We start from the raw sequence: 865 nt of genomic DNA on the forward strand, positions 1-865 counted from the left end.
GTTCAGTCAACTACCTACCGCTTGATGACCAGCGAGTCGATTTTGTAGCCGGTCTTGGCTACCGCTTCTAGATCTCCAGTCTAACGACCTCACCCCTCAAGGCAAGGGCTTCCTGGCAATCACCAGGAAGCCCTTGCCGCTGTCTATAACCTTGCAAGAGGTGTGCTTTAAAGGGCGGATACTGTTGGCTAACTCAAAAAGGGCGAAAAATCAGTATTCTGAGGCTAGTCGCTAGTCATTCAGGAGTGCGATCACCAATGTCTATCAAGCCACAGCCTATCGATCCGGTTCCAGCCGATACCCAACGCGTCGCCAACGCTGCCTTTCGGAAAGGCAATCCATACGTGACCTTGCGAAATGAACTCGGCACAGTCTTTGAGGACAGCGACTTCACAGACTTATTCTCATCGACAGGTCAGCCAGGGCTCCCGCCGTGGCGACTAGCGCTGGTGACGGTGCTGCAATTCCGCGAGAATCAGTCCGACCGTCAAGCTGCTGAATCAGTCCGTTCGCGTATCGACTGGAAGTATCTGCTAGGACTAGAGCTGACAGATGAATGCTTCGATTTCAGTGTCCTGAGCGAATTTCGCGGACGGCTGATAGCCAGCGAGCAGGAGCATCTTCTGCTAGACAAACTACTACAGAGCTGTCAGGAGAAAGGATTGATTAAGTCGCGTGGCAAGCAGCGCACAGACGCTAGTAGCGTCGTGGCCGCTATCCGCAAGCTCAACCGCCTAGAGCTAGTCGGCGAAACGATGCGAGCGACGTTGAATGAACTGGCCACAGTCGCACCCGAGTGGCTAACGACAATTGCGCCGGATGAGTGGTACCTGCGCTACGGGCGACGCGTCGAGGACTACCATCT

At 54.5% G+C, this 865-nt stretch carries 1 protein-coding gene; it reads left to right on the forward strand.

Going from position 1 to position 865, the window contains the following annotated elements:
- Positions 1-257: 257 nt before the first annotated feature.
- Positions 258-865, forward strand: a 608-nt coding sequence (locus CKL79_RS22645; protein WP_141242285.1) for a transposase, incomplete at its 3' end; no start/stop codon positions are given.

The sequence above is a fragment of the Leptolyngbya sp. BC1307 genome (assembly GCF_002286735.1).
GTDB lineage: Bacteria > Cyanobacteriota > Cyanobacteriia > Phormidesmidales > Phormidesmidaceae > Phormidesmis.